The sequence below is a fragment of the Nostoc sp. genome (assembly GCF_036916655.1).
Lineage (GTDB): Bacteria > Cyanobacteriota > Cyanobacteriia > Cyanobacteriales > Nostocaceae > Nostoc.
Window position 1 is genome coordinate 118,294 of sequence record NZ_JBALFY010000117.1, and the last position, 26,273, is coordinate 144,566.

At 41.1% G+C, this 26,273-nt stretch carries 24 protein-coding genes; 22 read left to right on the forward strand and 2 right to left on the reverse strand.

What is annotated here, in order from left to right; translation table 11 throughout:
• The first annotated feature begins 12 nt into the window (after positions 1 to 12).
• The 14 genes from hpsB to V7L31_RS31015 all read left to right on the forward strand — a co-directional run bounded on the left by hpsB (position 13) and on the right by V7L31_RS31015 (position 16,243).
• A complete protein-coding gene (gene hpsB, locus V7L31_RS30950; protein WP_334699772.1) occupies positions 13 to 729 on the forward strand; it encodes a hormogonium polysaccharide secretion pseudopilin HpsB in 717 nt (238 codons plus the stop codon).
• 372 nt (positions 730 to 1,101) lie between these two features.
• Positions 1,102 to 2,097: a hormogonium polysaccharide secretion pseudopilin HpsC gene (gene hpsC, locus V7L31_RS30955; RefSeq protein WP_334699773.1), complete on the forward strand. Its 996-nt coding sequence runs from the start codon at positions 1,102 to 1,104 to the stop codon at positions 2,095 to 2,097.
• A 61-nt stretch (positions 2,098 to 2,158) separates the two neighbouring features.
• Positions 2,159 to 2,794: a pilus assembly FimT family protein gene (locus tag V7L31_RS30960; protein WP_334699774.1), complete on the forward strand. Its 636-nt coding sequence runs from the start codon at positions 2,159 to 2,161 to the stop codon at positions 2,792 to 2,794.
• 187 nt (positions 2,795 to 2,981) lie between these two features.
• Positions 2,982 to 3,941: a hormogonium polysaccharide biosynthesis glycosyltransferase HpsE gene (gene hpsE / locus V7L31_RS30965; protein WP_334699775.1), complete on the forward strand. Its 960-nt coding sequence runs from the start codon at positions 2,982 to 2,984 to the stop codon at positions 3,939 to 3,941.
• A 21-nt stretch (positions 3,942 to 3,962) separates the two neighbouring features.
• Positions 3,963 to 4,955, forward strand: coding sequence for a hormogonium polysaccharide biosynthesis glycosyltransferase HpsE (gene hpsE / locus V7L31_RS30970; RefSeq protein ID WP_334699776.1), 993 nt, complete (start codon positions 3,963 to 3,965; stop codon positions 4,953 to 4,955).
• Between the two features lie 4 nt (positions 4,956 to 4,959).
• Positions 4,960 to 6,012, forward strand: coding sequence for a glycosyltransferase (locus V7L31_RS30975; RefSeq protein WP_334699777.1), 1,053 nt, complete (start codon positions 4,960 to 4,962; stop codon positions 6,010 to 6,012).
• Entirely contained in the window at positions 5,978 to 6,544 is a 567-nt protein-coding gene (locus V7L31_RS30980) for a pilus assembly FimT family protein (RefSeq protein WP_334699778.1), read from the forward strand. Before V7L31_RS30975 ends, V7L31_RS30980 begins: the two co-directional genes overlap by 35 nt.
• A 35-nt stretch (positions 6,545 to 6,579) precedes the next feature.
• Positions 6,580 to 7,227, forward strand: coding sequence for a TIGR04282 family arsenosugar biosynthesis glycosyltransferase (locus tag V7L31_RS30985; RefSeq protein WP_334699779.1), 648 nt, complete (start codon positions 6,580 to 6,582; stop codon positions 7,225 to 7,227).
• A 384-nt stretch (positions 7,228 to 7,611) separates the two neighbouring features.
• Positions 7,612 to 8,454, forward strand: coding sequence for a hormogonium polysaccharide biosynthesis protein HpsJ (gene hpsJ-B, locus V7L31_RS30990; RefSeq protein WP_334699780.1), 843 nt, complete (start codon positions 7,612 to 7,614; stop codon positions 8,452 to 8,454).
• Positions 8,455 to 8,573: 119 nt separating this feature from the next.
• A complete protein-coding gene (locus V7L31_RS30995) occupies positions 8,574 to 9,482 on the forward strand; it encodes a glycosyltransferase family 2 protein (RefSeq protein ID WP_334699781.1) in 909 nt (302 codons plus the stop codon).
• 689 nt (positions 9,483 to 10,171) lie between these two features.
• Positions 10,172 to 10,909 carry a DUF502 domain-containing protein gene (locus V7L31_RS31000; protein WP_334699782.1) on the forward strand — a complete coding sequence of 246 codons (738 nt, stop codon included), beginning with the start codon at positions 10,172 to 10,174 and terminating at the stop codon, positions 10,907 to 10,909.
• A 436-nt stretch (positions 10,910 to 11,345) separates the two neighbouring features.
• Positions 11,346 to 11,987: a transcription antitermination factor NusB gene (nusB, locus tag V7L31_RS31005; protein ID WP_334699783.1), complete on the forward strand. Its 642-nt coding sequence runs from the start codon at positions 11,346 to 11,348 to the stop codon at positions 11,985 to 11,987.
• Between the two features lie 326 nt (positions 11,988 to 12,313).
• Positions 12,314 to 13,921, forward strand: coding sequence for a signal recognition particle-docking protein FtsY (ftsY, locus tag V7L31_RS31010; protein ID WP_334699784.1), 1,608 nt, complete (start codon positions 12,314 to 12,316; stop codon positions 13,919 to 13,921).
• 936 nt (positions 13,922 to 14,857) lie between these two features.
• Positions 14,858 to 16,243 (forward strand): PP2C family protein-serine/threonine phosphatase, encoded by a 1,386-nt coding sequence (locus V7L31_RS31015; RefSeq protein WP_334699785.1) that lies wholly within the window; start codon positions 14,858 to 14,860, stop codon positions 16,241 to 16,243.
• Between the two features lie 503 nt (positions 16,244 to 16,746).
• Here the strand turns inward: V7L31_RS31015 and V7L31_RS31020 are convergent.
• A complete protein-coding gene (locus V7L31_RS31020; protein WP_334699786.1) occupies positions 16,747 to 18,030 on the reverse strand; it encodes an ankyrin repeat domain-containing protein in 1,284 nt (427 codons plus the stop codon).
• 276 nt (positions 18,031 to 18,306) lie between these two features.
• Between V7L31_RS31020 and V7L31_RS31025 the strand changes: the two genes are divergently transcribed.
• From V7L31_RS31025 to V7L31_RS31055, 7 genes are all read left to right on the forward strand, one after another.
• Entirely contained in the window at positions 18,307 to 18,777 is a 471-nt protein-coding gene (locus tag V7L31_RS31025; RefSeq protein ID WP_334699787.1) for a DUF4079 domain-containing protein, read from the forward strand.
• A 279-nt stretch (positions 18,778 to 19,056) separates the two neighbouring features.
• Positions 19,057 to 19,896: an urease accessory protein UreD gene (locus V7L31_RS31030; protein WP_334699788.1), complete on the forward strand. Its 840-nt coding sequence runs from the start codon at positions 19,057 to 19,059 to the stop codon at positions 19,894 to 19,896.
• Positions 19,897 to 19,935: 39 nt separating this feature from the next.
• Positions 19,936 to 20,238, forward strand: a complete 303-nt coding sequence (gene ureA, locus V7L31_RS31035; protein WP_334699789.1) for an urease subunit gamma — start codon at positions 19,936 to 19,938, stop codon at positions 20,236 to 20,238.
• A 21-nt stretch (positions 20,239 to 20,259) separates the two neighbouring features.
• Positions 20,260 to 20,574 (forward strand): urease subunit beta, encoded by a 315-nt coding sequence (locus tag V7L31_RS31040; RefSeq protein WP_334699790.1) that lies wholly within the window; start codon positions 20,260 to 20,262, stop codon positions 20,572 to 20,574.
• 34 nt (positions 20,575 to 20,608) lie between these two features.
• Entirely contained in the window at positions 20,609 to 21,277 is a 669-nt protein-coding gene (locus tag V7L31_RS31045) for a Coq4 family protein (protein WP_334699791.1), read from the forward strand.
• A gap of 13 nt (positions 21,278 to 21,290) precedes the next feature.
• Positions 21,291 to 23,006, forward strand: coding sequence for an urease subunit alpha (ureC, locus tag V7L31_RS31050; protein ID WP_334699792.1), 1,716 nt, complete (start codon positions 21,291 to 21,293; stop codon positions 23,004 to 23,006).
• A gap of 3 nt (positions 23,007 to 23,009) precedes the next feature.
• A complete protein-coding gene (locus V7L31_RS31055) occupies positions 23,010 to 23,963 on the forward strand; it encodes a transposase (RefSeq protein WP_334699793.1) in 954 nt (317 codons plus the stop codon).
• A 205-nt stretch (positions 23,964 to 24,168) separates the two neighbouring features.
• On the opposite strand, the gene V7L31_RS31060 is transcribed toward V7L31_RS31055, so the two are convergent.
• Positions 24,169 to 24,651: a hypothetical protein gene (locus V7L31_RS31060; RefSeq protein ID WP_334699794.1), complete on the reverse strand. Its 483-nt coding sequence runs from the start codon at positions 24,649 to 24,651 to the stop codon at positions 24,169 to 24,171.
• Between the two features lie 449 nt (positions 24,652 to 25,100).
• Between V7L31_RS31060 and V7L31_RS31065 the strand changes: the two genes are divergently transcribed.
• The gene (locus V7L31_RS31065) at positions 25,101 to 26,240 is read left to right on the forward strand and encodes a hybrid sensor histidine kinase/response regulator (protein WP_334699795.1); all 1,140 of its coding nucleotides are present in this window, start codon (positions 25,101 to 25,103) and stop codon (positions 26,238 to 26,240) included.
• Positions 26,241 to 26,273 lie beyond the last annotated feature (33 nt).

The window sequence follows — 26,273 nt, forward strand, 5'->3', positions numbered from 1 at the left end:
TGGTGAGTAACTATGATTAAGCTCAAACCACAGCAAGTAAGTCAACCATCTGGTGAGTCTGGTTTTACGATTATTGAGTCATTGATCGCAATGCTAGTAGTTACTATTTTACTGGCAGCGATCGCACCCACCATCGTCATTGCAACAGCAACTCGCGTCCAATCAAAACGCGTAGAACTAGCCACACAAGCTGCCAAAACTTTCATTGACGGCGTGAAAACCGGAGCAGTGACAATTCCTGCTACAACTACTGCACCCACTGGAACATTAGCTGGCAATAATTTACTTAATACTACAAGTATGCCAGTTCCTCAAACAACAACATCGCTAACATCGCTATATTGTGTGACAAAAGATACAAACAACAGTCTGGCTATTACTAACCCAGATTGTACAAGTAACACAAGCAAAATATTTTACATTCAGGCTGTAAGAATTACAGCAACAGGAAGCACCCCAACTGATAGTACAGGTCTACCAAAGGATGGCTACCGTTTGGCAATTCGGGTTTATCGATCAGATATTGATGTTACTAAAACTGTCTACGCTGGTCTTAGCGATAGTAGTATCAATAAAAAACAAAACGCTTTCACCGGGACTTTGGGAAATACCCAGTCCCCACTAGTGGAAATGACTACTGAAATTGGTTCTAGAAATACTTCCTTCAATGCTCTGTGTCAGCGTCTTGCTATTACTGGCAGCACTACTAGTAACACCACTTGTAATTAGTGACTTCCAAATAAAAAAATACTCAATTACTTGTTGTGGTGTGAGCATCTTGCTATTGGTATCAACTTAACGTGAAACCGCTTGTCCGCCGGTAATTGAAATTCCCATCTCATAGCTAAAGTCATCTGAAGATGACTAAATATCGCCAAAAATCTCTAGTCTACTTCAGTAGACTTTAGCCTAAAAGCCAAAGAAATTTATTTCCGGGCGGGCATGGAAGCCAACAGTTAAGCTATTTCCAGCTTAAGTTGACACCAATGGCATCTTGTCCGCCTTTGCCTACGAACAGCCAAGATACTCACGCTACAACATTGGATATTTACATCATCATTCAATATATGTATTTCTATCACTAAGGGGCATACCGTAGTTATGAAGAATGTACTCAGATTTCTTCTCAGCATTCAGCTGAAACACTCTAAGTTTGTTCAGCAAGTTCATGGTTTTACCCTGATAGAGCTTTTGGTTGCGTTATTGCTGGCATTCCTTGTGCTGACACCACTGCTGGGATTCATGGTTAGTATTCTCACTACAGATCAGAAAGAGCAAGCAAAGGCAAATTCTGAACAAGAAATTCAGACAGCAATTGATTACATTGCCAATGATTTACAACAAGCTGTCTATATATACGATAGAACTGCACTGACTACCAATTCAAACACTACCCCAGCCAATTCAGGAATTCAAGACCAAATACCTCCTGTTAAAAGTGCTACTGGTTGTAGTTCTACTGCTACTTGTAAACCAATTCTCGTCTTTTGGAAACGCAAGTTTATTTCAGCTGCGATTACCGCTCCTAGCAGCACTACAGACGATACTTTTGTTTACTCACTAGTTGCCTACTATTTAATCAAAGATAGTACTAGTAGTACTACTTGGTCAAACGCAGCTCGTATTGCCAGATTTGAAATTCGTGATGGAGTTCTGGCTTCTAGTGGTAGTAATGGAAATTGTGGTAGCGACTATCCCAATGATACATATATTAACACCACCACTTACTGTCCCGATGCAGGTTTTCAACGTTTTAACTTAAATCTACCAGGTGCAGCAGGTATAAAGAATCAAATGAATTCATGGAAAGCAGCCTCGTCAGCCTATACCCAACAAGCTTCGGTACTAACCGATTTTATCGATCAAACCTCTATTGCTTCAACTCCTACTTGCTCTACTGGAACACCTAGCTATGGTAGTTTTATGGGCTTTTATACTTGCGTTGATGTTGCCAACACAACAGCACAGGTGTTTTTACGAGGCAATGCACTAGCTAGGTTGCAAAATAGCAATTTTGATTACTCTTTAACTAACCAAACTTACTTTCCGACGGCAAGTGTCCGCGTGCAAGGACGTGGATATTTATATACTAAATAAACTTCACAACTAATAGTGGGGCATTATGGGCAACCTAACTTTAAAGTTATTCCACACTAGGATGTGTAATAAAGACACCAAGAAGCGATTTAATCCTCAACACGATGCTGGCTTTAGCTTAATAGAAGTGCTTGTTGTCGTGCTAATGATTGGAGTTTTATCAGCGATCGCAGCTCCTAGTTGGCTTGCCTTTGTAAATCGACAGCAGCTAAATAAGGCTAATGACGCCGTTTTAGCTGCATTACAAGATGCACAGAGCGAAGCTAAAAAAAGTAAACTTAGCTATAGTGTAAGTTTTCAAAAAAATACCACAACCCAAAATGTAGAGGTTGCTGTGTATCGTACCAATCCTGGAATCCCTACATGGAAACCTTTAGGGGCAGATATAGGCGTTAGCTCTAATAAATTACTGCTAGGTGCAAATCTCAGTGGCGAAAACGTTGCTAATTCTACTGCTAATTCTCCTGTATCTTACCCTCCTTCAAGTACGCCAGCAAAAATTACTTTTGACTATATGGGGGCTTTACCAACTTTACCAACTCCAAACCTTGGAACGGGTAATCCATCTGGGTTAAAAATAGTGGTAGCTGTACCAAGCCCTACAAATTCTACATCCCCTAGTAGCGTAAAGCGATGCGTCATTGTGACAACTCTTTTAGGCTCAATGCTTACAGCAAAAGACGATAAATGCAATTAGGTAGTTTATGTAGTAATCTTTATTTAAAAACACGTAATAACACTGTACATAAAACTGCACGTTGATCGCAAAATTGAAACATCATGTGCAGTTTTAATGTTTGATAGATTTATTTAAGAGTCGCTGATAAATTAGCTATTGGCTGAACATATAAAAAGCGTCCTAATCAAAATATTCCTTTCATAAAATGACTGATAACCTTGACTTTACTGTAGCTATCCCAACTTATAACGGTGAAAGTCGTTTACCTGAACTACTAGAGCGACTACAAAATCAACTTCACACCGAAAATTTATCTTGGGAAATTATAGTTGTAGACAATAACAGCACTGATAACACAGCTAAAGTTGTTCAAACATATCAAAAAAATTGGCAGTGTCCTTACCCTTTAAAATATTGCTTTGAAGCGCGACAGGGAGCAGCTTATGCACGAAAAAGAGCAGTAACAGAAGCTAAAGGTAGACTTATCGGTTTTCTAGATGATGACAACTATCCAGTATCAAATTGGGTATCCGCAGCTTATGCTTTTGGTGAAAAATATCCGAAAGCTGGAGCTTATGGCAGCCAAATTCACCCTGATTGGGAAGTAGAACCACCAGAAAACTTTCAGCGAATTGCTCCATTTTTGGCAATTACAGAGCGAGGTAATTTACCACTGTTATATGAAGCAGCTAAAAAACTACTACCTCCTTCTGCTGGACTTGTTGTCCGTAAACAAGTGTGGCTAGAAAGTGTACCAGATAAGCCTATTTTAACTGGGAGAGTGAAAGGTAATATGCTCACCAGTGAAGATTTAGAAATGTTGTCTTACATCCAAAAATCAGGATGGGAAATTTGGTATAATCCCGAAATGGAGATTTCTCACAAAATCCCAAAATTTCGTTTACAAAAAGATTATTTAATTCCGTTCTTTCGAGGTATTGGACTTAGCCGCTATGTAACTAGAACGGTAAATATAAAAAATGTGTATAGACCGATTGCTCTTTTATCTTACATGATAAATGATCTGCGTAAAATCGCTTTACACTTAATAAAATATAGAGCTAATGTCAAAAAAGATTTGGTACTTGCTTGCGAAATGGAACTTTTTATAAGTAGTTTTCTTAGCCCTTTATATCTATGGAAAAATGGATATTTTAAAAAATAAATCATCAAAATTTTAAGTATTATGAATGAACTATCAATCGAAAAATTAGATGTTAGTGTAGCGATTCCTGCATATAATGGAGCAACTCGTTTACCTAAAATTTTGGATAAAATCTTAACCCAGACAGGAGTAGAAAAACTTAGCTGGGAAATTATTATTGTGGATAATAATAGCTCTGACAATACATCTGAAGTAATCGAGAATTATCAAAAAATATATGATGGAAGATTTCATATAAGATATTTTTTAGAATCCGAACAGGGAGCCGCTTTTGCACGACTGCGGGCAGTGCGTGAAGCTAGAGGGCAGCTAATCGCATTTTTAGATGATGATAATTTACCCGATCCTAATTGGTTATCAGAAGCATATACTTTTGGATTAAATCACCCTCAAGCAGGTGCTTGGAGTGGACAGATTCATGGTGATTTTGAAGTAAATCCTCCAGAGAATTTTGAAAGAATTCAAGCTTTTTTAGCTATCAGAGAACATGGTTCAAATCCACATTTATTTGATGCAGATAATTTAAGACTTCCTCCTGGTGCAGCGCTTGTTGTTCGGAAACAAGTATGGAGTGAAAATGTACCATTACGACCTAATTTAAGCGGGAAGTTACCTGGTATTTTGGTGCAGGGTGATGATTATGAACCATTGCTTTACATACATAATGCAGGTTGGGAAATTTGGTATAACCCTACGATGCATACTTATCATCAAATACCACGTTGGCGATTTGAGAGAGATTACCTTCTAACTTTGGCGCGTGGCTGTGGATTATGTATTTTCCAGTTACGCTTGATAAATACTAAAAATTGGCAAAAACCAATAGTGTTTGTAAAAACTATTTTAGGTAATTTACGCCGGGCATTACAGCATCTCATTCAATATAGAGGGCAATTGAAAAGTAATCTTATTGCACTTTTTGAGATGGAGTTTTACCTGGCTAGTATGATAAGTCCTTTTTACTACTTAAAATCTAATATACGCAGAGTATTAAAAAATAAATTAGCCTTATAAAATAATGAAAGCTAGAAAAAAATTACCAAAAATCTCTGTAATCATCCCTGCTTATAATAGTGAGAAGACTATTAAACAAACAATTCAATCTGTTTTAAATCAAACTTTTACTAACCTAGAATTAATTGTAATTAATGATGGCTCAAAAGACTCAACTTTAGAAATTGTTACACAATTTCAAGATTCACGAATAAAAGTATTTTCCTATGCCAACGCTGGGGGTAATGTCAGCCGTAACCGAGGGCTAAACCATGCAGTTGGAGAATTTGTTAGTTTCTTAGATGCAGACGATCTTTGGACACCTGATAAACTTCGATCTCAGTTAAAAGCTTTGCAAGGAAACGTTACTGCAAAAGTTGCTTACGGTTGGACTGATTACATTGACATTAATGGTAAATTTCTCCTTTCAGGTAAGCGCATTAATTTAAATGGAAATATTTATGAAGAATTATTACTAAATAACTTTTTAGAGAATGGTTCAAATCCCTTAATTTCTAAAAAAGCTTTAATTACATTAGGTGGCTTTGACGAATCTCTAAATGCGGCTCAGGATTGGGATATGTGGCTGCGATTAGCCTCTAAGTTTGATTTTATATGTGTACCATCAGTACAAATTTTCTATCGCATAAGTGCTAATTCAGTTTCTTCCAATCTTGCCAGACAGGAAAAAGCCTGCTTACAAGTGCTTGGAAAAGCATATAAAGAAAGACCTTCAACGGTTAGAAATAGTTGGGATATAAGTTTAGCAAATTTATACAAGTACCTCGCCTGTAAAGCCTTGCAAAAGCCGTTTAATCGTCAAAAATCTCTATTATCTGTTAGATTTCTGTGGAAATATTTTCTTAACGATCCTTCAAAACTTGAGAATTTAAATTTCACCTTAAAATTATTCTTAAAAATTGTCATAATTTTTATCTCGCCGACCTTGTTCTACAGTATTATTCATCGGCGCGATGCAAGAAACCAAGAACCTGAAAGATTGCTCAACATTTGGGTAGTTGAAAATCGACCAGAAAGAAAAAATGGATACCCAGGTGCATTCACGATTTCTAGCTAATACAAAAAATATCCATAATAAGCACTCTAACAGTGGTTTTACCTTATTAGAGATGTTAGTAGTTGTTGTATTAATTAGCATATTCGCCACATTGGGAATATCCAACTGGCTAGCCTTTGTGGAGACTCGCCGTCTCAACACTGCCCAAAACCAGGTTCATTATGCTATGCGCCAAGCCCAAAGGCAAGCCACTAAGGAAAAATTGACTTGGCAAGCCAGCTTTCGTCAACAAAACAGCATAGTTCAATGGGCGGTTCATCCTGCTACAGTAAACCCATCTAACGCTAACTGGAATAATCTAGATTCCAATGTGCGCTTGGATGAGGAAACAACTTTATCAGAGTCAGATGGCATCAAGCAAATCCAATTTGATTACAAGGGTACTGTCACTAAACCACCATTGGGACGGATCACTCTATCTAGCAAGTCTGGTGGTAAAGTTAAACGTTGTGTCATAGTTTCTACAATTTTAGGGGCAATGCGAACGGCAAAGGAGCATACTACAAGCAGTAACGATAAGTATTGTTACTAAAATATTTTTAGTTTATTCAAAAGACAAGGTATTCTGTGCTGAACTTACCAGGAAACCCAAAACGGCACCTGATTATTTTTACTCGCTATCCAGAACCAGGTAAGACAAAAACGAGATTGATACCTGTTTTGGGAACTGTTGGTGCTGCTAATCTTCAACGCCAAATGAGTGAATATACAATATTTCAGGTTCAAGAATTGCAAAAGGCTATTGACATATCTGTAGAAGTGTGGTTTACAGGTGGCAATTCGCAACTTATGGAAGACTGGCTGGGGTTGGATTTGGTTTATCAGTTTCAAGGTGAAGGGGATCTAGGTTCGCGGATGGCGCGATCGCTTTTTGAGGCTTTTCAATCTGGTATGGAACAAGTAATTATCATCGGTACAGATTGTCCTGGAGTGAATACCCAGATTCTCGCGACAGCTTTTGAGAAGCTACACGCCTTTGACTTAGTACTTGGCCCGGCGATCGATGGTGGATATTACTTAATTGGTTTGCGTCAACCCATCCCGGAGTTATTCGTTAACATCGACTGGGGAACCGATCGAGTATTCCAGAAAACCCTGGACATTGCCCAGAAACTTAATTTATCATACGCGAGCTTGTCACCTTTAGCTGATGTTGACCGACCGGAGGATCTACCGATTTGGGAACAAGCCCTTGCAAGTCAGATGGAAAAATGAAGGAAATGAGTAGAGATATAAGTAGGTCGGCGTAAATAATTATCGTTGGAAAAGGCAGGGGGCAGGGGGAAAGAGAGTTTGAGCCTTGTTTACTTTTCTTTACACAGTTTGGTTTTATTGTGCCGACTTACTTAGCAATTTTTGTATGGATGCAAGATATATGAAATCCCCGAATTAATTTCGTATCTTAAAACACCAGGGATTTCCTGAAGACACTATACATAACAAATGTTACTGTGGTCTAGTTGAAAACCAAGAGGCAGATAGCCTTTACCACGATTGAATCTGCTTTGTGTTTTTACACAATAGTCACGGTCATGGGCACAATATTCAAGTAGCTTGAAATATGAAAATCACTCGTATTCACCGCCAGTTTGAAAAACTATGGTTAACCGTTTTGCTTCCGTAAGTCCTGCCCTCACACTTAAGGTAGTTGGCATAATTTGCATTTTGTCTTTTTTCGTTGACTTTTTGATTCTATTGTTACCCTTTCAACCGACTGATCGGGTATGGCAAATCAACTTGGCAACAGCACTTGTCGATCGGGGAATTGTTCCTTTAGTAGGTTTAGGGCTTCTGTTTGCTGCCTATTGGGTTGGTAATGCTGATGCCGGAAGCGATCGCCCCCAAGGTATCGATTTAAGATTTCCCGCCCTGATCCTCTCAAGTATTTTAGGGTTGATGTTCTTGCTGATTTTTCCCCTGCACCTGAATAATGTCAATCAAGCTAAGGCTCAAACACTCAACCGCATCACTCAAGAAGCAGATCAAGCAGAAAATCAACTGAACACTCGGTTATCCCAATTGCAAGCACAACTGAATACTGAGCAAGGAAAAGCCCAACTAGAACAGCTGCGAAACCAAACCAAAGCTCAGTTTAGTGAAATCCTCAAAGATGACCAAAAATATAAGCAAGCACTTGAAAGCCCTCAAATTCCTGCAAACATTAAAGAGTTACTGAAGAAGGCTAAAACAAATCCCCAAGTACTTGACAAAGCTATCGAACAACAAACAGATATTCAAACGCTGCAAACTCAACAACTGAGCCAAGTTCGCCAGCGCAGAGACGAAGCGCTGCAACAAGCTAAAGATACTGCTTGGAAATCTGGACTGCGGATTGGGATTAGCAGTTTGCTGTTGGCTATTGGTTACATTATCATCGGCTGGACAGGCTTAAGAGGTAAGGGTACTGTACAAGGTGGTAAACCTAGAGCTGCCGCACGCTAATCCACTATTAGCATGGCAGTAAAACGAATCTAAAGATTATTGACGGCTGATACTGCCATGCAGCTAATAACAATAAAAAAGCAATTATCACTGAGTAAAATCACTATAAAACTTGGGTAATGTTCTCAATTTACATACTGACATATAACGAAGAAATAGATATTGCTGCTTGTATCGAATCGGCGATGCTATCGGATGACATAATTGTTGTGGATTCATGCAGTAGCGATCGCACTGTGGAAATTGCCAATCGCTATCCTATCCGGGTCGTCCAACATGCTTTTGAAAGCCACGGACGCCAACGCACCTGGATGTTAGAGTCTATCACCCCGAAGCACGAATGGGTTTACATTCTCGAAGCTGACGAGCGGATGACACCAGAACTGTTCGCGGAATGTGAAAGGGCAAGTCAGAATCCAGACTACATCGGTTACTATGTGGCTGAACGTGTGATGTTTATGAATCGTTGGATTCGCTACAGCACACAGTATCCCCGTTACCAAATGCGACTCTTCCGCCACGGTAAAGTGTGGTTTACAGACTATGGTCATACTGAGCGAGAAGTTTGTGAGGGGGCAACTAGCTTTTTAAAAGAAACATACCCACATTACACTTGTAGCAAAGGCTTGAGCCGCTGGATTGATAAGCATAACCGTTATTCTACAGATGAAGCTCAAGAAACACTGTATCAACTAGAACAGGGAACGGTTAACTGGCGAGATTTATTCTTTGGTAAATCGGAAATTGAAAAACGTCGCGCCTTGAAAGATTTGTCTTTGCGTTTGCCCGCCAGACCGTTGCTACGGTTTATGTATATGTATTTTATCTTAGGCGGATGTTTAGATGGACGCGCCGGAATCGCTTGGTGTACATTGCAGGCATTCTATGAATATCTGATTTTGCTCAAAGTCTGGGAAATGAGGTATCTACCAAAACCTAATCTAGACGCAACAGCAATTCTGGCACAAGAGAGTACACAACAGTTACAGTGCAGGGATTCTGAAAGTACTCATGTTGATGCGGTATAAAGGAAACTGGAGATTAGAAGGATTTCTAGTAAGATCAACAAGCCGCGAGGGGGTGCGCGATCGCAAAATCAGAATGCCTGTAGGGTAGCATAGCTAGCTGTGCTACCCTACAGATTATGTCAAGGCTAAGTTTATTCAGACGCTCGCAGACTCGCTCTAAGCGTACCCCTACGGGGAAGCAAGCTACGCGCAGCGTCTCGTAGAGAAGGCTTTACCCTGCGCTATCCGCTTTTTAGTTCAGAATTCAATTCTGTTAGCGGTAGCGGGGCGTTTAGCCCATTCTGACTCCTGACTCCTGAATTCTGTTTTGATAAATTAATCTTTTTAAGAGAATATTTTCATAAAAGCCTCTCCTGCTTAAATGTGACTGGCTAGATAAAATAATTCCTTAGTTTACCTGGTGAGACTTTCACAATCATCAGCAGCTTTTGATTAAGCGCGGTAGATTAGTAATAACCAAGGACTTGCAACAATCATTTACAAGTCTGACAAAGAAAAGTGACATTCTTTGAGAATAACCAGTCGCCATCAGATTGGTTAATGTCTATGTGTATGCTTATAGGAAAATACTGATTTTCAGCAATCCTTACGTATTTTTGCGGCAGCATCCAAGCTGCTAGCGTTTTGGAAGTTACTTGCGGCATAACTGCCTAAAGTTAAAGTCTTCGGAATTTGACGAATCTGCTGGTATGGATACCGATAACAAAAGTTCCTCTAGCTTAAAACAGGAGAATCGGGGCTTGGTAATCGATCGCCTAAAACAGGATTTAAAAAACGACCTGATTGCTGGTTTATTGGTAATAATTCCCCTAGCAACCACTATCTGGCTGACAATTACCATTGCTAATTGGGTAATCAACTTCCTCACCCAAATTCCCAAACAACTGAATCCCTTTGATGGCTTAAACCCAGTTCTAGTAAATTTACTGAATTTATTAGTAGGGTTGGCTGTACCTTTACTAAGTATACTATTAATGGGCTTAATGGCTCGTAATATAGCTGGGCGATGGTTGTTAGATTTTGGTGAGCGATTATTACAGGCAATTCCTTTAGCCGGGCAGGTATATAAAACTCTCAAACAGCTTTTAGAAACAATCCTAAAGGATTCTAATGGCAAGTTTCGCCGCGTAATTTTAGTAGAATATCCGCGCCGAGGAATTTGGGCGATCGCTTTTGTTACTGGTGCAATCAGCAGTGATATCCAAGCCCAGATGCCTCGCCCCGTGCTAAGTGTTTTTATCCCCACCACCCCGAATCCAACTACTGGATGGTACGCAGTCGTTCCTGAAGACGAGGTGGTGAACCTCTCCATGTCCATTGAAGACGCCTTTAAAATAGTTGTATCAGGTGGCATTGTTGCTCCCAATACACCCTTGGTTTTCTCCAAACAGTCCACATTGGAAGTCACACACGAAGAAACCAAGTAGCAGGTTATTACTGATTTTGGGACTGGGGAGTGGGTACTGGGGATTGGGGACTGGGGAAGATGAGTATGTGGATTCATACACTAAGCAAATCTTAAAAGAATTTCTTCTTTAGTAGGACTTATGCAATAACTCTCTGAAACTCTTATTACTTTGTGGCTTTTGCATCCTACCCTGCGGAAAGTGCCTCCTCGTCTGTCTATGCGGTTCGTTTTTTATTTTGCGTAAGTTATAGTATCCAATCCCCAATCCCTTCTTATTAGCTGTTTAAGTAGCATCTCGTAGAAAAGTTGGAGAATCTTGGCGCGACTCGTTAAAATCTATCTGGCAAAGTCACAATTAAATGCGTAATTTTGTTGTTTTACTGTGCCAAAATTGGTATAATTATGAGTTTGTCCAGCCTAGTTAAGCTATTCTCGCACAATCACCCCTAATTTTTATGCAACCCCGTAAACCCCAGCAAATTGCTCGTGAATTGGCGCTTTTAAGCCTTAGTCAATTGCCAGTTAGCCCCAAAAAATTAGATAAATTGGAAGACGATCAACTAGTATCCAAGTTGGTACTAGGAGCAGTACGGACTCTGACCTCAGAAGTGCAAGATACTCTTGATAATGCCGCAGGTGAACTGCAACGCAGTAACGATCGCCTCTTAAGCAGTCAAACTCGTGCTTCCGATCTCAATACTGCCAGAACGATGCTTCAAGAAGCGATCGCCTGTACCCAAACAGCAATCAATCAATTGGGTACAGCAGTTGAATTCCCAGTATTAATTCAGTTAGCTAATCAGGATAAGGGAGTTCGGAATTACGCTAAAGAGCTTGTGATTACCGTCAACGAAAATCGACACATTATAGATCAACTCATTTCTAGTGCCTTAGTAGATTGGCAAGTAACTCGCCTCGCCCAAATTGACCGCGATATCTTGCAAATCGCTGTGGCAGAAATGAAGTTCTTAGGAGTTCCAGATAGTATCGCCATTAACGAAGCTGTGGAATTAGCCAAACGCTACAGTGGCGATGATGGTCATCGATTTATTAACGGTGTTTTGCGCCGAGTTACTGAGCAGAAACAAACAGCATAGCCTTTTATGCCTTTTATACTTACTTCCAAAAGTGAGCAAAATGAGGGGGTTAACAATTAAAAATTAAAAATTAAAAATTAAAAATTAAAGAAATTTCAGACGTTCGGGTAGCGTCTTGTAGAGAAGAGAAGCGCCAAGCGATAAGTTAAGAGCGTTGTGGCAACTGACGCTCCTACGTCGCTAACGGGGGATTTAAACCCCGACTGAAATGGTTGCTAAATGTAGATTGCAGGTTCTTAAACCCTTTAATTTACGATAAGCAATGCCCCATACCCCAAGTTAAATTAAACTCATAATTCATAACTCATATAACCAATACTGCTGCAATGGTTTTTAATTGGTTCCGTCGTCAACATAATAATGATTCCTCTGATACTCCCTCCGATCAGAAGCAGGAAGAAACTCCTCCTGTACAAGAACCCCAAACAGAGACAGTTGAAACTGCACCAGACACAACGGCAGATTTGTTGGCATTTGCTAAAGCTGCTTACAAAAATATTCAGCAAAAACAACAAGCTGAGGTAGTAGAAACCCCAGCACCATCAGATCAAACTGAAACCGTAGAAAAGCAAATTGCAGAAGTCACTGAACCAGAAGCAACTGAGGAACCTGCTAGTACAACCGTAGAAACTGAACAGCCAGAAGTAATCCAAGCTGCTACTGAGGAAAATACAGAAGATTCCTCAGTGGCAGCAATTACCGATCAACCAGATGTCTCCAGCCCAGAACTCACAGCCAGCGAAGTTGAACCAATACCCACCGAACCAGAGGTAGCACCAGCCGCCTTATCCTTCTTAGAACGGGCGGCGGCAGAACGGCAAGCCAAGCTGGAACAACTAATAGCTACCGCTATTGAAGTCCCAGAACCGGAGGTAGCACAGCCAATAGCCACAACATCAGATGTGGGAGAGGAAATTCTCAGACTGGAATTTGATGATGGGTTTGTCTGGTCGGCGAAAGTCCTGGCAGCTCAAGGTAGAAATGCAGAAGACGTTTCTCTTGAAGAAATTACCTGGCTGAAAAAGCTCCGGCAAGGTTTAGACAAAACTCGCCGTAGTATTCTCAACCAACTAAAAGCGATCGTTGGTCAAGGACCGCTTAATCAAGCTGCTGTGACGGAAATTGAGGCATTGCTCTTGCAAGCTGATGTGGGTGTAGAGGCGACAGACTTTATTATTGATGCTCTACAGAAAAAACTTCGAGAAGAAGTTACTGCACCTGAAGAAGCGATCGCTTATCTGAAAAAAATCCTCCGGGATATGCTGGATGCGCCAAGCAAAACATCCCACAAAACTAGCTTTACCCCAGAAAAAGAAACCTTAAATATTTGGTTAATCACTGGGGTAAATGGTGCCGGTAAAACTACCACCATCGGCAAAATTGCCCACCTCGGACAAAAATCTGGGTATAAATGCTTGATTGGAGCAGCAGACACCTTCCGCGCTGCTGCTGTGGAACAGGTGAAGGTTTGGGGTAGTAGGAGTGGCGTGGATGTCATTGCCAATCCGGGAAAGAATACAGATCCGGCAGCAGTTGTATTTGATGCGATCGCAGCCGCTCAAGCGCGTCATACTGAATTACTTCTGGTAGATACAGCTGGGCGACTGCAAAACAAGAAAAATTTAATGGACGAACTCGGTAAAATTCGGCGAATTATCGACAAAAAAGCCCCAAATGCCAAAGTAGAATCTCTTTTGGTTCTGGATGCCACTTTAGGGCAAAATGGACTACGGCAAGCTGAAGTTTTCTCTCAAGCTGCCCAACTGAGTGGCGTTGTCTTAACTAAGCTCGATGGTACTGCCAAAGGTGGCGTCGCCTTGGCCGTTGTACAACAGCTAGGTTTACCCATTCGCTTTATTGGTGCTGGCGAAGGAATTGAAGACCTTCGACCCTTTTCAAGCTACGAGTTTGTCGAAGCTCTCTTGAGTGGCTAATTGAAAAATTTGGGGTTAAAAATTTTTCTTGACAAACTGATAAATTTAGGGATAACTGATCTGGTATTATCACTTGAACTAACTAGAAATAAAATGCTGGAAACGGCTCAAGTACTAAAACCATAAGTTTGTAACATTCAGGAGGCACTTTCCTCCTGCCCTCCTACCTTCTCTCAGTAAATGGGTGATTTTTGCTAGCATTTCCAGCTAAAGCCCTTTTTGACACCCAAAATGGGCTTTTTCAATGTAGCAATACGGCTATTTTGTGACACACAAAAGCCTGTAAACTTGCGCCTTACAGCAATTTGACGGGCAAGCAAAGTGTCAGCTATTTGCCCAGAACCTATCTCAACAAAAGTACGGCTTCCGACTATCAAAACTTCAGAGAGTTATCGATTGTGGACTCAAAAGCTCAATCTTGGCAATTATCCCGTCAATTATGGTATACAAATTAAGTATTTGAAGACTTATTTACATATTTTCCGGTTTGGGAATCAGTGTAAGTCAGCTTTTAACAAGCCAAGCTTGATTTGAGCGCTTCTAGAGCTTTTCCCTCAAAAAGATTTCTAGTCTCGTAGTTGCTTCTGCTTAAGCAGTCACCCTGAAAGCGTTATAAATTATTTTTTGAATAAAGTATTTTTATGACTTTAGAGATATGCTTTGGAAGTTAAGTTATGAAAAGCTTTCTGAGCGATCGCTGAAACTAGTAATTTTTACAGGTTGGGTTTGGACTACAAATACATGATTTGAAATGACTAAATATTCCATCAAAAATAGAATAAGCAAATAGAATACTGATGAAATTTGCCTATTACGTCTTTATACTCTTGCTAAAATGACAAGTCTTGTCTAAATATGGTTTAGCAATGGCAAAGCCAAAAGATTTATAAGTAATCTAAAATCCGCCAATATTAAAGTGCAATAATACCCGTACCTGTGTCTCAACTTCCCTCTCAACCCACTGATAACAATAGTAGTGCCGCAACTGATGTCACACCAGTCGTGGCACTTAAAGAACTCGTGGCAAGGTTGCACCGGGAACAGAACAAAATTCAAGATTTGCTAAGTTCTTTAGGATTTGCCCTGAGAAGTTTCAATAATTTAAATCAGTTTTTGGAACTGATACCCCTGATGGCAACAAGGGTGACAGATGCAGACGGTAGTGCCCTGTTTCTTTATAAACCTAATGGTCAAGTTAGGTTAGAGCAGTTACATTGGCAAGATAGTCGCCAGCGAAAGAATATCCGCAAGGCGCTAGAAATAGCTAGCAGTCAAATCACACTTGTGCCCAATGCTGCCCCTTTAGCGAATGCTACGGGAATTTTGGATGACCAAATGCATCGCTATTTGGGGCCAGATGTGCAAATCTTTGGTACGGCGATTCTAGTGAAGCATACAGAACGGGGGTGGCTCTACGTCTTGAGTCGCGATCCAGAATATAGTTGGACAGAAACTAGGCAAAAGTTAGTTAGGTTAGTGGCAGACCAAACAGCAGTAGCGATCGAAAATGATGAACTAGCTGTAGAACTGAGAAAAAAAGAACGCCTAGACCAAGAGTTAGAAATTGGTGCAGAAATTCAACGGCGACTTTTGCCACGTCAATGTCCTACAATCCCTGGTGCGGTTCTGGCGGCACGTTGTAAACCTGCCAATCGGGTCGGTGGAGACTACTACGATTTTATTGCTACCAGTAATAATAAGATTCAGCCCAAGATCAAAGGCGATACGGAAAATAGTCGCTGGGGTTTGGTTATTGGAGATGTCATGGGCAAAGGTGTCCCTGCTGGGCTGATTATGACGATGATGCGGGGAATGCTACGGGGAGAGGTGTTACATGGTAATTCCCCTGCCGGAATTCTGCAAAACTTAAATAGAGTTATGTATGCGGATTTGGAAAATTCCCACCGCTTTGTAACGCTATTTTATTCAGAATATAATCCCCATAAGCGAATTTTGTCTTATAGCAATGCGGCACACAATCCTCCTTTGTGGTGGCACGCAGCGACAAAAACTGTTAGCCGTTTAGATACTTTGGGAATGCTAATCGGTTTGGATGCTAACAGCCAATATGAAGACGCCCAGGTACAGTTAGAGCCTGGGGATACAATTATCTACTATACAGATGGTTTGACTGATGCTGCTGCCGCTGGTGGCGATCGCTTCGATGAGGATAATTTTGTCTCTAGCTTCAATACGGCTTGCAAGTACTGCAATGGCCCACAGGAGATTGTAGATTACCTATTTGACCAAGTTCAGCAATTCATTGGTGATGACAAGCAAAATACTGATGATATGACATTAGTTGTTCTGCAAATTTTATAGGAGGAGGCAAGAGGAAAGAATTATTTATTTTTTTCTTTAAATTTTCGTAGCGATCGCCTAAATCGTCCCACATCAACCTTTTTTGGTGACTTGTTTGTATTTAGCCTTGAAGATTATACATAAAAAATGATCCTTAGAATACTTTTCTGCTCAAGTAAAAACTATATATTTTGCACATCTAGCACAGTAGGAAACGTCAAGGGGGAGAGCAGGTAAAAGGTAAAAGGTACAAGGTAAAAAATAAAAGGTAAATTTACTTCTTCATTTTTGCTTTCTTTCTATCCTTGTGACACAAGCATTTCACCTGCTCCCTCTTGGCGTTTTAATTTTTCTTTTCTCCGCCGTAGCAAGTTCACAACAGTTACGACGGAGTTTTGCTTTTGTTTGTTTCTTCTGTCTAAACTTGGTTGTTTTAAACTTTCTTGGTATCAAGATTGCTTAATCTTCATTTAATGATTTGTCAAGATTTTTCTGAAAATATTTTAGATGAAAAATTCCGATACTTATTCTTGCGCTCCAGCTTTTTGCAGACTCCGCACCACATTCTTATAACCATTAAATTCTGCAATCATCAAAGCCGTATAACCGCCCCGGTTTTTCAAATTTACATCTGCCCCGGCTTGCAGTAATACCTGCACAATTTCGTTATAACCTGCTGAGGCAGCCCACATTAATGATGTTGCCCTCGCTGAATCTTGAAAATTCACATCTGCCCCCTTTGCTAGCAACAAACCTATAATCTCTGTGTGCTTGCGTTCGGTTGCTTTGATCAAAGCAGTTTTGCTATCATCCCCCGGAATGTTGGCATCAGCACCGTAATCTAGCAACACTTTCACTGTTTGGGTGTGTCCCTGTGATACCGCCAACGTTAAAGGTACTTCACCAAGATTTTTCCCATTAATATCTGCCCCAGAATGTAGTAATGCCTCGACAATTTGGCTATGTCCCTGTAATGCTGCTACAAGCAGTGGTGTATCACCCAGGTGGTTCCTAATTTGGACATCTGCACCCCTGTTAAGTAAAACTTTTACGACATCAATGTAGCCTTCCACAACGGCAAGATGTAGGGCAGTTTCACCATCTTGGTCTTGGAGATTAATCTGGGCATCTCGATCCAGTAAAGCTGCTGCGATCGCACTGTGTCCAGCGGCGGCGGCAGATGATAGGGCAGTTCCACCATCAGGGTTGTTTGCATTCACGTCAGCCCCTACTGCTAGCAGTGCTTCCACAATCTTCAGATGTCCCAAGTCTGCCGCTAGCATTAAGAGTGTCTCACCGTCCTCATCTCGGATATTAACATCGACACCAGTTTGGAGAATTGCTTCTAGAACTTCTATTTTTCCCTGCTTAACAGCGAGTTTCAAGGCCGTATCATCATCTTTATCGGCGATATTAACTTGGGCACCAGCAGCTAATAAAACTCGCACTACATCGATATGACCTTTGAGGACTGCTGCCATTAAAGCTGTGCTGCCATCTTCATTCGTGGCATTGACATCAGCACCTCTGGATAGTAAAAGCTGCACAATGTCAAGTTGTTTAGCACTAGCCGCCAACATCAAAGCCGTCAAACCATAGAGTTTTCTGGGCAAGTTGATATTTGCGCCAGCATCCAGAAGCGATCGCACAATTTCGGTATAACCTAAATTAGCAGCAAACATTAACGCTGTAGTGCCTTGGCGATCGCACGCGTCTACCGCCGCACCCGCAGCCAGCAGCGCACACAGCCCCTTGATATCACCACTTTTAGCAGCTTTTAGCAGCAAAGTATCGTTGTTTTCAGTCATGAATGAGATCCCACGCTGGGGGTTTTGTTGTATCCCCTCAAAATTTAGTCTGAGATTGTTTATCCACTTTGGCAAGAGGGTTATGCAATTCAAAATTCAAAATTGCAGTCTTGGCAAGCATTTTATCTCTTTACTGGATGCAAATTAAAGTAAGTGAGGCTTTGCTCTTGTCTTCTTGTCCTGATTCCTCAACCTCTTTTAGTTTGAGCAACATTAAGCACACAAAATAGAGTTATGCTAATTTTTATGAAGATTTAAGAATTAGGCGAGAACACAATGAGTCTGGAACTTTCTGCCTCGGTGAAATATTGGTTGAACTTCTTCCATCCGGTGCTGATGTGGGCGCTATTAGCATTCTCAATTTATGCTGCCTACTTGGGGCTGCAAGTACAGCGTACCAGAAATGCTCAGGGAGAAGAAAAGAAAGAACTGATTAAAGGTAGATATAACGTCAGACACTACCAAATCGGGTCTATACTCCTAGCTTTAATGGTGACAGGTGCGATTGGTGGGATGGCTGTCACTTACATCAATAATGGTAAATTGTTTGTCCAGCCTCACCTGTTGGCAGGACTGGGCATGACAAGTCTAATAGCATTTTCTGCTGCTTTGTCCCCCTATATGCAGAAAGGGGCAAATTGGGCGCGTGCAACTCACATTTTGATAAATTTCACCCTTTTGGGACTTTTTGCTTGGCAGGCTGTTACTGGTGTGCAAATTGTCCAAAGAATTCTTACTAAAGCATAGTTAAGTAGTTAGGAATCATATTAAGCCTAGTAGGTAATGTGGTAATAAAAAACTCCATCCCCTTGTGGTGGAGTTTTTGGTTATGGGAAATGGGGAAGAATTAACAAAGATATTCAGAAATCGATTGCCAAAAAATTATAGCCGCAAATGCTGATTATGTTTTGAGCCTCAAAGATAATCACCCCATACTGCACCAACAAGTGAAGAATATGCAGATAAAGCAGTAAATAATGAATTAAATAAATGTAAAGTATCTGAACTTTAATCTTGAATTTATAAATGACCTGTAATTCACAAATATCAGAAGGTTGGCATGGCAAACTTGATTTAGTCTATGCCGATCGCCAGGGTGCAACCCAATTAATTTACAATCACCAGCAAGCGCCCCTGAAGGTACAACGCCCATTTTATCCAGAAGGGGAAAAAGTTTGTCATAGCGTCATTTTACACACGGCTGGGGGAATGGTAGGAGGCGATCGCTTATCCTCTAACATCCACCTCCAACCCCAAGCCCAAGCTTTAATCACTACGGCGGCTGCAAGCAAGATATACCGCAGCAATGGCTTACAAGCTAGACAAACTATCCAGATGCAGGTTGATGCTGGTGCTTGTTTAGAGTGGTTGCCGCAAGAGACAATTTTATTTAACAACGCGTTTTATCGGCAAGATTTACGGGTAGAATTAGCAACCGGGGGCAATTGGTTAGGCTGGGAAATTACCCGATTTGGTCGCAGTGCTAGAGGAGAAAAATTCTTGCAAGGAGAATGGCGATCGCACACGGAAATATGGCAAGAAGGTGTTCCTTTGTGGATTGATCGGCAATACTTACCCGGTAGCGAAGACATTTTTCACAGTCCCCACGGCTTGGCTGGAAAACCAATCGTAGGTAGTCTAGTTTGGGTTGGTGGTGCAGTTTCAGCAGAAATTGTCGAAAAAACGCGAAATTTATGGGATGGGGAAGGAGAAGCGGGTGTTAGCAGGTTACAGCATGGATTATTGTGTCGATATCGCGGTGCTTCTACACCTGAGGTGAGAAACTGGTTTATTGATGTTTGGCAATTGCTGCGAGTTTCTTTTTTGAATCGTGGTAATTGTATACCAAGAGTGTGGCAGCTTTGAACGAACCACGAAGGCGCAGAGAACACAGAGGAGATAATAATGCAACTTACGCCGCAGGAAAAAGATAAACTATTAATTTTTACTGCTGCCTTATTAGCAGAAAGACGTAAAGTAAGGGGTTTAAAGCTGAATTATCCCGAAGCGATCGCTTATATTTCTGCTGCCATTTTAGAAGGTGCAAGAGATGGGCAAACTGTCGCTGAATTAATGAGTTATGGTACAACTCTATTAACGCGGGATGATGTCATGGAAGGAATACCTGAAATGGTACATGATGTGCAGGTAGAAGCAACTTTTACTGATGGCACAAAGTTAGTGACAGTACATAATCCAATCCGTTAATTTTTTAATTTTTAATTTATTATGATTCCTGGCGAAATTATCACACCAGAAGGTGAAATTGAACTAAATGTTGGTCGTCCAACTATAAAATTGCTAGTGTCAAATACAGGCGATCGCCCCATACAAGTCGGTTCCCATTATCATTTTTATGAAGTTAACACCGCCTTAAACTTTGACAGAGAACAAGCGCGAGGAATGCGCCTCGATATTCCCGCCGGAACCGCAGTTCGCTTTGAACCAGGCGACGAAAAAAAAATAACTCTAATTCCCTTCGTTGGTACTCGCCAAGTCTACGGCTTCAACGCCAAAGTTAACGGAAACTTGCCACTAATCTAAAATATACTCAGATATTAATTGAGGATTTTATTATATGTTAATAGCAGAACAGCGACGCATCAGCCGTGATTTTAAAACTATATTGAAATCAATGGTGTGTCTTTTTAGAGAACCAACTAATCTAGACCATATTTACAATTTGGAAGATCAATTACGTTCTACTCAAGCGAGTTTATTAGCTGTTGAGTGGTTAAAAACTCAACCCGAAGTCTCCCTGTTAATTCAAGAACGTTATATTGCACCACATCCTGATATCGAAGTATTGCTGCAATATCCTGAAGATTCATTAGGATATGCCTATGCATCTTATATTAAAAAATCTGGTTTTGACCCTGGTTTTTATCGTCAAATGCAAGTAGAAGACGATGTGAGTTATGTGCTGTTACGCAGCCGTCAAACTCATGATATTTGGCATGTAGTTACAGGTTTTAAAACTGATGGACTAGGAGAACTAGGTCTTAAAGCTTTTGAATTAGCCCAAACGCGGAGAAATTTAGCTGTTTTCTTAGTAGGAGGCGGGTTATTATCCATCCTCGTAAAATCTCCAGATGTTCTCCCTGATTTATTAGAACAGATAGCTGTCGGCTACACAATGGGTTTAAAAGCAAAACCATTATTAGCGCAAAAGTGGGAAGAACATTGGGATAAACCTTTATTAGAATGGAGAACTGAATTAGGAATTGATTCAGATATTTTAAATTAAGAGGAATGAAATAATGAGTTACAGAATGGATCGCCGCGCCTACGCCGAAACCTATGGGCCGACAGTAGGTGATCGCATCCGACTTGCAGACACAGAATTATTTATAGAAGTTGAACAAGATTTCACCACCTACGGCGACGAAGTAAAATTCGGCGGTGGTAAAGTCATCAGAGACGGAATGGGACAATCCCCAATTTCTAACACCGATGGTGCTGTAGATTTAGTAATTACTAATGCTTTAATTCTCGATTGGTGGGGTATTGTCAAAGCAGATATTGGCATTAAAGATGGCAAGATTTTCAAAATTGGTAAAGCTGGAAATCCTTATATTCAAAATAATGTAGATATTATTATTGGCCCCGGAACTGAAGCCTTAGCTGGTGAAGGAATGATCCTCACTGCTGGCGGTATCGATGCCCATATTCATTTTATTTGTCCCCAACAAATTGAAGTGGCGATCGCTTCAGGCATTACCACGATGATCGGCGGCGGTACTGGCCCAGCTACAGGTACAAACGCCACTACCTGCACCCCCGGCCCTTGGAATATTTACCGAATGTTGCAAGCTGCTGATGCTTTTCCCGTCAACTTAGGATTTTTGGGCAAAGGTAACGCTAGTCAGCCCCAAGGACTTGTAGAACAAGTAGCCGCCGGTGTAATGGGGTTAAAACTCCATGAAGACTGGGGAACTACACCCGCAGCAATTGATACTTGTCTCAGTGTTGCCGATGCTTATGATGTACAAGTAGCGATTCATACTGATACCCTAAACGAAGCCGGATTTGTGGAAGATACGATCGCAGCTTTCAAGAATCGTGTCATCCACACCTACCACACCGAAGGCGCAGGCGGCGGACACGCACCAGATATCATTAAAGTTTGCAGCCAAGCTAACGTTCTGCCATCTTCCACTAATCCCACACGTCCTTACACCCTCAACACCTTAGACGAACACCTGGATATGTTGATGGTATGCCATCACCTTGACCCAGCGATCGCCGAAGATGTCGCTTTTGCCGAATCTCGCATCCGCCGAGAAACCATTGCTGCCGAAGACATTTTGCACGACTTAGGCGCATTTAGTATGATTTCTTCTGATTCCCAGGCGATGGGAAGAGTAGGCGAAGTGATAATTCGCACCTGGCAGACATCTCACAAAATGAAGGTGCAACGAGGAACTCTTAACCCACAAGGAACTGAGCAAAAAGCAGACAATTTTAGAGCAAAAAGATATGTTGCTAAATATACTATAAATCCTGCGATCGCTCACGGAATTGCTGAATATGTGGGTTCAGTGGAAGAAGGAAAATTAGCAGATTTATGTTTGTGGCGTCCTGCATTTTTTGGCGTGAAACCAGAGATAGTGATTAAAGGCGGAATGATTGCATGGTCGCAAATGGGCGATGCTAATGCCAGTATTCCTACACCGCAACCAGTGTATATGCGACCGATGTTTGGAAGTTTTGCGGGGGCGCGTCATGCCACATCATTGACTTTTGTTTCCCAAGCAGCTTTAGAAAAAGAAATTCCCAGCCAGCTAGGTTTACAAAAGGCAGCAGTTGCCGTTTCTGGGACACGCCAATTGAGTAAGCGGGATATGAAGCTGAATGATGCACTACCCCACATTGAAGTAGATCCAGAAACATACCAAGTAAGGGCAGATGGTGAGTTGCTGATTTGTGAACCTGCGACAGTTTTACCAATGGCACAGAGGTACTTTTTATTTTAATTCATGACCGAGCAACTTACTGATTACGATAGTCCTTGGAAAGAAGTCATCGAGCTATATTTTCCCCGCTTTTTAGAATTCTTTTTCACCCAAGCTTATGCCGAAATTGACTGGACGCGACCTTATGAATTTCTGGACACAGAATTGCAACAACTAGAACCGGATGCAGAAATTGGGCGGCGTTTGGTCGATAAAGTCGCCAAAGTTTGGCTACTGGATGGTGAAGAAGCTTGGGTATTGGTTCATGTGGAAGTCCAAGGGCAATATGACAGCCAATTTGCCGAACGGATGTACACATATAATTACCGCTTGTTTGACCGTCATAAAAAGCGAGTCATTAGTTTAGCAGTTTTAGCAGATGAACAAGCGAATTGGCGGCCTTCCAGCTACAGCTATCAACTGGGCGGATGTCGGGTCAGTTTGGAGTTTCCTATAGCGAAACTGTTGGACTATGAGCAAGGGTGGGAAACCTTAGAGCAAACAACCAACCCCTTTGGCGTAATTGTGATGGCACATCTCAAGACCAAGGCAACGCAACGAAACCCAGAAAATCGGCTACAGTGGAAACTAAGCCTAGTCAGACGGCTGTATGAACAGGGATATAGCCGGGAAGATATTCGGGAATTATTTCGGTTTATCGACTGGATAATGGTTTTGCCAAAAGAGTTGGCACTTAGTTTTAAAACAGAAGTAAGAAGTTACGAGGAGGCAGATAGAATGCGGTACGTAACTAGTATTGAAAGGCTAGCAAAAGAAGAAGGAATTGTCGAAAATGCGAGAGAAAGCATCATTACAGTCCTAGAAACGCGATTTGGAGAAGTGCCAAGCTCCATTGTCGAAGTTATCAATCGGATAGAAGAACCATCTGTACTCAAAATGCTTTTCAAAAGTGCGATCGCAATTCCTTCCACAGCAGAATTCCAGCAAGTTTTAGATAATCTCAACTCTGGGGAATGAGCATAGTGGCTGGTTGCCAGATGTCCGTTGTTTTATGATAAGGAATGGTTTCTTCTTTCCTTGTTGCACACTCCGTTTCATCAGAAAATGTGGAAAAAACTTTCAAATGCAAAATTAGAAAATATCTTTGTTATTTTCCGTTTCTAATTTACTTATTGGTAATAGCAAGTTATGCTCAATTTCTTGTCTAAGTTTCTCACTAATATTACAATCGCTGCTCAATTTTCACTCGCCTGCGTTTTGTGGTTTTCTCCAGAATGTTGACGTTAGTATAGATACCTCGCTCTCCAGTTAGCTCGATAGGTTGATCCATATCCAGTACGCGCATCGTTCCACACTTTTCTTTGATGCTGGGTTTAACCTGTTCGCGGATTTCTTGAACTAAAGCATCAATATCATCCTCTGCAACGTCAGCAGTTGATCTACCAGAAGGTTTCTGCTGGGAATATCGCTTTTGCAGATACTCCCGCAAACGGGTTTCTTTCACAGGCCCGCTGCCACTGATACTGAACTTCTTGTAAATACCTGTCAGGCAACTACTTAGATTGCTCTCAGAGATGTGAAATGCTTGTGTAACTTCAACTCGGCTCTTGCTATTACCAAAGATTTCCACAAAAACTGCCTTTTCTCTATTTGACAATTCGCTGTATTGCTCTAGTTGTGTAAAGAAGTCTTTTGGTAACGACATATACCTATTGTAAAATCGGCTTCAAGTTCAGTTTAGCGTGCCGTGTGTTTCAAGCGAATTACGGCAAGTCAATGTAAGTCACTACAAATCAAATAAATAACTACAAAACAAAATTGCGACATTTAACTCAGTCAAGCAACTGAGGCGATCGCAATGTTAGAAATATTAATTACTCTGATTCTCAAGAAATCTATTGAAGTTATCCTAGTGCTATTGCTGAAAAAAATCTGGGCGTGGCTGCTGAGGGATGAAAGCTTTCAATGTCTCAACCACTTTATGAAAATGCAGATTCTTATAGTCTATCTTGATTGGATTTTGCTCAAAACATCTCTAAAGTCTCTGCCTGAGCCAACAAAAGAGAACGATTCGCACACATATAGCTAGACAAATTGTTGCAAATACAGCTAGCCTTATCAAAAATTTACTTTTACCCCATACCTTCCATCTATATGACTTCACAATCTTCTCACTCTGACAAAATTCTGGTTGTTGATGACTCTCCTGATAACGTGTTTTTGATCAAAACTATTTTGGAAGAAGAAGGTTACACAGTTAGCACCGCAGAAAATGGTATTTCAGCCTTGGCAGAATTGAAAGCTTCTCCTTGCGATCTGGTTCTTCTGGATCTAATGATGCCAGGTATGGACGGGTATGAAGTCACCAAGCACATTCGGAAAGAGATGAAATTACCACAATATATCCCCATATTGCTGATCACTGCCCACGATACGCCCAACGTCGCCCACGGCTTGGACTTGGGGGCTGATGATTTTATCCGCAAACCTGTAACAGTAGATGAATTGCTGGCACGAGTGCGATCGCTCCTGCGTTTAAAACATAGTATGGATGAACGTGATGAAATTGCCCGTCAGCGAGAAGATTTTGTCTCCCGCCTCACCCACGACTTACGCACTCCCCTAGTAGCTGCCGATCGCATGTTAATGCTATTTCAACAAGGTGCGTTGGGAACATTATCAACGCAAATGCAGGAAGTAATCGCCATCATGGCCCGTAGCAATATTAACCTGCTTTCTATGGTCAATACCTTATTGGAAGTTTATCGTTTTGAAGCAGGTCGCAAAAGTTTAGCGTTTCAACCTGTTAATCTGGGCCAATTGCTAGAAGAGGTAATTGGAGAATTATCACCCTTAGCTCAAGACAAAGCACTGTCGCTAAATTTGGATTTTACCGAAGAATCAAACACAGTCATAGGTGATCGCTTAGAATTGCATCGTCTATTTACAAATCTTATCGGCAATGCGATCAAATTTACCGACTCCGGTTCTGTGACTATTCGTTTTACTTCTCAAGGCCAGTTTGACAAAAGTAATCAATCTCAGTTTTCTGAAAGATCCAATTCTGTTGACTACATTAGAATTGAAATAGCGGATACAGGCCCAGGTATTCCTTCTGAAGAACAAGCCACCATCTTTGAACGATTTCGCCAAGGCAGCCATAAGACTTCTGGTAGTGGCTTAGGACTGTACCTTGCTCGTCGAATTGTCGAGGCACATCAAGGCATTATTCTGCTTAATTCTGAGTTGGGCAAAGGTAGTGTATTTATTGTGATTCTACCCACCAAAATATGAGAATAATAGTAATTATAAATTAGGGATTTTAGA